Source organism: Aquibium sp. A9E412, from assembly GCF_030398335.1.
Classification (GTDB): Bacteria; Pseudomonadota; Alphaproteobacteria; order Rhizobiales; family Rhizobiaceae; genus A9E412.
Genome location: NZ_JAOAOP010000121.1, coordinates 1 through 3,893 on the forward strand (window position 1 = coordinate 1; position 3,893 = coordinate 3,893).

The 3,893-nt window shown below is 67.6% G+C and carries 4 protein-coding genes; all 4 read left to right on the forward strand.

Going from position 1 to position 3,893, the window contains the following annotated elements:
* The first annotated feature begins 79 nt into the window (after positions 1–79).
* The 4 genes from N1F89_RS20355 to N1F89_RS20370 all read left to right on the forward strand — a co-directional run bounded on the left by N1F89_RS20355 (position 80) and on the right by N1F89_RS20370 (position 3,870).
* Entirely contained in the window at positions 80–1,108 is a 1,029-nt protein-coding gene (locus N1F89_RS20355; protein WP_290086310.1) for a branched-chain amino acid ABC transporter permease, read from the forward strand.
* 81 nt (positions 1,109–1,189) lie between these two features.
* Positions 1,190–2,293, forward strand: coding sequence for a branched-chain amino acid ABC transporter permease (locus tag N1F89_RS20360; RefSeq protein WP_290086314.1), 1,104 nt, complete (start codon positions 1,190–1,192; stop codon positions 2,291–2,293).
* A gap of 3 nt (positions 2,294–2,296) precedes the next feature.
* Positions 2,297–3,115 carry an ABC transporter ATP-binding protein gene (locus N1F89_RS20365; protein WP_290086312.1) on the forward strand — a complete coding sequence of 273 codons (819 nt, stop codon included), beginning with the start codon at positions 2,297–2,299 and terminating at the stop codon, positions 3,113–3,115.
* 2 nt (positions 3,116–3,117) lie between these two features.
* Positions 3,118–3,870 (forward strand): ABC transporter ATP-binding protein, encoded by a 753-nt coding sequence (locus N1F89_RS20370; protein ID WP_290086317.1) that lies wholly within the window; start codon positions 3,118–3,120, stop codon positions 3,868–3,870.
* Positions 3,871–3,893 lie beyond the last annotated feature (23 nt).

The following is a 3,893-nucleotide window of genomic DNA, read 5'->3' on the forward strand; positions in this document are numbered from 1 at the left end:
CGGGCTGCGGCCGGCCGCCGGACAGGCAGGTTTTGGCAGGCCCGGCGAGCGCCGCCGGGCGACGTGGCGGGTTGCTCGCATGGACGCGATCTTTCTTCAGGTTCTCAACGGGCTCGACAAGGGCGGCGCCTATGCGCTGATCGCGCTCGGGCTGACGCTGGTGTTCGGCACGCTCGGCGTGGTCAACTTCGCGCATGGCGCGCTGTTCATGCTCGGCGCCTTCTGCGCGGTGGCGCTCAACCGGCTGCTCAACCTGTCCTATGTCGAGATCAGCGAGACGGAGACCGATTTCCTCGGCAATCCGCTCAAGGTCGAGGTGCCCTATCTGCAAGGCTGGCTCGGACCCGAGGCGGCCGGCTTCTTGATCGACTGGTCGGTGCCGCTGTCGATCGTGCTCGCGATCGTCGTCATGGCGGCGATCGGCGTGGCGATGGAGCGCGGCCTCATCAAGCACTTCTACAAGCGCCCGCACGCCGACCAGATCCTCGTCACCTTCGGCCTGGCGATCATCCTGCAGGAGATCGTGCGGCACTATTTCGGCGCCAACCCGATCCCGCAGCCGGCACCCGACGTGGTCGCCGGCGCGGCCAATGTCGGCGCCTGGCTCGGCCTCGGCGACAACGTCATCTATCCGTGGTGGCGGCTCGTCTACTTCCTGTTCTCCGCGCTCGTCATCTTCGCCGTCTTCGCCTTCCTGCAGTTCACCACCTTCGGCATGGTGGTGCGCGCGGGCATGCAGGACCGCGAGACGGTCGGCCTGCTCGGCATCAACATCCAGCGCCGCTTCACCATCGTGTTCGGCCTGGCCGCCGTCGTCGCCGGCATGGCGGGCGCGATGTACACGCCGATCCTGCCGCCCGACTACCACATGGGCATGGACTTCCTGGTGCTGTCCTTCGTGGTCGTGGTCGTCGGCGGCATGGGCTCGCTGACCGGCGCGGTGGCGGCCGGCTTCATGCTCGGCATCCTGCAGAGCTTCGCGTCGATGAACGAGGTCAAGTCGATTCTGCCCGGCATCGACCAGATCGTGATCTATCTCGTGGCGGTGATCGTCCTGCTCACCTTGCCGCGTGGCCTGATGGGCCGCAAGGGTGTGATGGAGGACTGAGAGATGCTGCGCACCTTCTCGCGCAACGACTGGCTGCTGCTTTGCGGCTTCACGGCGATCGTGCTGGCCGCGCCGTGGCTGATGCAGCCGGTGGGCGCGGCCTATCCCGACCTTTTGCAGAAGTTCGCCATCTTCGGCATCTTCGCCATCGGCTTCAACATCCTGTTCGGGCTGACCGGCTACCTGTCGTTCGGCCACGCCGCCTTCCTCGGCGTCGGCTCCTACGTGGCGGTGTGGTCGTTCAAGCTGTTGACGATGAACGTGCTGCCGGCCGTCGTGCTGTCGATCCTGCTGGCCGGCGTCTTCGCCTTCCTGATCGGCTACGTGTCGCTGCGCCGCTCGGGCATCTACTTCTCGATCCTGACGCTGGCCTTCGCGCAGATGTCCTACAACCTCGCCTATTCGGTGCTCACCCCGATCACCAACGGCGAGACCGGCCTGCAGGTGCGCGCCATCCGCGACAGCGCGGCGGTGTCGCTGCGCGACGGCGATGTGCGGGTGATCGACCAGGCGCTCGGCATCCAGGAGATCGGCGTGCCGATCACCAACCTGTTCGGCATGAAGATGAGCGGCTTTCCCGGCTTCTACTTCTGCGCGGTGATGCTGATCGCCTGCTTCTTCGTCGCCATGTGCATCAACAAGTCGAACTTCGGCATGATGCTCAAGGCCATCAAGTCGAACCAGAAGCGGCTCAACTACACCGGCATCCACACGCGGCCCTACCTGATCTCGGCCTTCGTCATCTCCGGCATGTATGCCGGGCTCGCCGGCGCGCTGCTCGCCGTCACCGACCCGATCGCCGGCGCCGAGCGCATGCAGTGGACGGCGTCGGGCGAGGTCGTGTTGATGACCATCCTGGGCGGCGTCGGCACGCTGGTCGGCCCGGTGCTCGGCGCCGGCCTCATCAAGTATGCCGAGCAGAAGGTGTCGTCGTGGAACGAGGGCATCCTGCACAACGCGCTGTCCTTCCTGCCCGACGGGCTGGAGGACTTCGTCGTCGGCACCGTCTCGCTGTTCGTCGGCGAGGGCTGGCACCTGACGCTCGGCCTGCTGTTCATGGTGATCGTCATCTTCCTGCCCGGCGGGCTGATGGAGGGCTTCCGGCGGCTCGTCGCGCTGTTCACGCGGCCGCGGCAGGGCGGCACGCCGGTCAGCGTCGGCCAGGCGGTGGAAGAACGGGGGTAGAGGATGTCTGTTGCTGAGATCGTGCGCGACGACGAGGAAGAGCGCGGCTTCAAGAGCGGGGTGCCCGACAAGGTCCTGCACATCGACGACGTGCACAAGTCGTTCGCCGGCCTGCACGCGCTGAGCGACGTCGACCTCGACGTGCGCAAGGGCGAGACGCACGCCATCATCGGGCCGAACGGCGCCGGCAAGTCGACGCTGCTCAACGTGTGCGTCGGCCGCATCCGGCCCGACCGCGGCGCCGTCGTGTTCGACGGCCACACGCTGACCGGCAAGTCGCCGCACGAGATCAACCAGCTCGGCGTCGCCCGCGTGTTCCAGACGCCGGAGGTGTTTCTCGACCTGACCGTCCTGGAAAACGTCATGGTGCCGGCGCTGTCGAAGCGCGACGGCCACTTCCGGCTCAACCCGTTCCGCGCGCTCGGCCAGGAAAAGGCGATCCGCGCGGAGGCCGAGGAGGTGATCGCCAGCGTCGGCCTGGCCAAGCACCTGCACTCGGTCGCCTCGAGCCTGTCGCGCGGCGACAAGCGCCGGCTCGAGCTCGCCATGGGGCTGGTCCAGCACCCCAAGCTGCTGCTGCTCGACGAGCCGACCGCCGGCATGGCGCGGCACGACACCAACGCCACGATCGAGCTGCTCAAGAAGATCAAGGAAGCCGGCATGACCAAGGTCATCATCGAGCACGACATGCACGTCGTCTTCTCGCTGGCCGACCGCATCACCGTGCTGGCCGGCGGCCGCATCATCGCCCAGGGCACGCCGGAGGAGATCAAGAACAACCCGAAGGTGAAGGAAGCCTATCTCGGGGAGGAGCAGGTATGAACATGGTCGCACCGCGTCCCACCGCAGCCCCGCTCGCCGCCGACGCGAAGGGCCAGTACTTCGCCGCGCGCAACCTCAAGGCCTTCTACGGCGACAGCTACATCGTGCAGGACGTGTCCTTCGACATCGCCGAAGGCGAGATCCTGGCGCTGCTCGGGCGCAACGGCGCCGGCAAGACCTCGACGCTGCGCACCATCGCGCGCACCGACACGCCGGAGCTGCGGGGCGGCGAGATCTGGCTGATGGGCCAGCCGCTGCACAAGATGCAGTCGTTCGAGGCCGCGCTCGCCGGCGTGCAGCTCGTGCCGGAGGACCGCCGCATCATCCCCGGCATGACGGTGGAGGAGAATCTCGACCTCGCCCGCATCGCCGGCAAGCCGGGCTGGGACTACGAGCGCATCTACACGCTGTTCCCGCGGCTCAAGGAGCGCCGCCGGCAGGAGGGCACGACGCTGTCGGGCGGCGAGCAGCAGATGCTGGCGATCGGCCGCGCGCTAGCGCGCGACATCAAGCTGCTGCTGCTCGACGAGCCCTATGAGGGGCTGGCGCCGGTGGTGCGGCACGACATCGAGAAGGCGCTCAAGGAGGTGCGCGCGGCCGGCATCACCACCGTGCTGGTCGAGCAGAACGCGGTCGCCGCGCTCAAGCTCGCCGACCGCGCCATCATCCTCGACACCGGTGAGGTCGCCTTCTCCGGCTCGGCCCGGGAGGTGCTCGAGGACGAGGCGCTGCGCCACGAGTATCTGGCCATCTGAACAGAGGGGGGCCGCGGCACGGC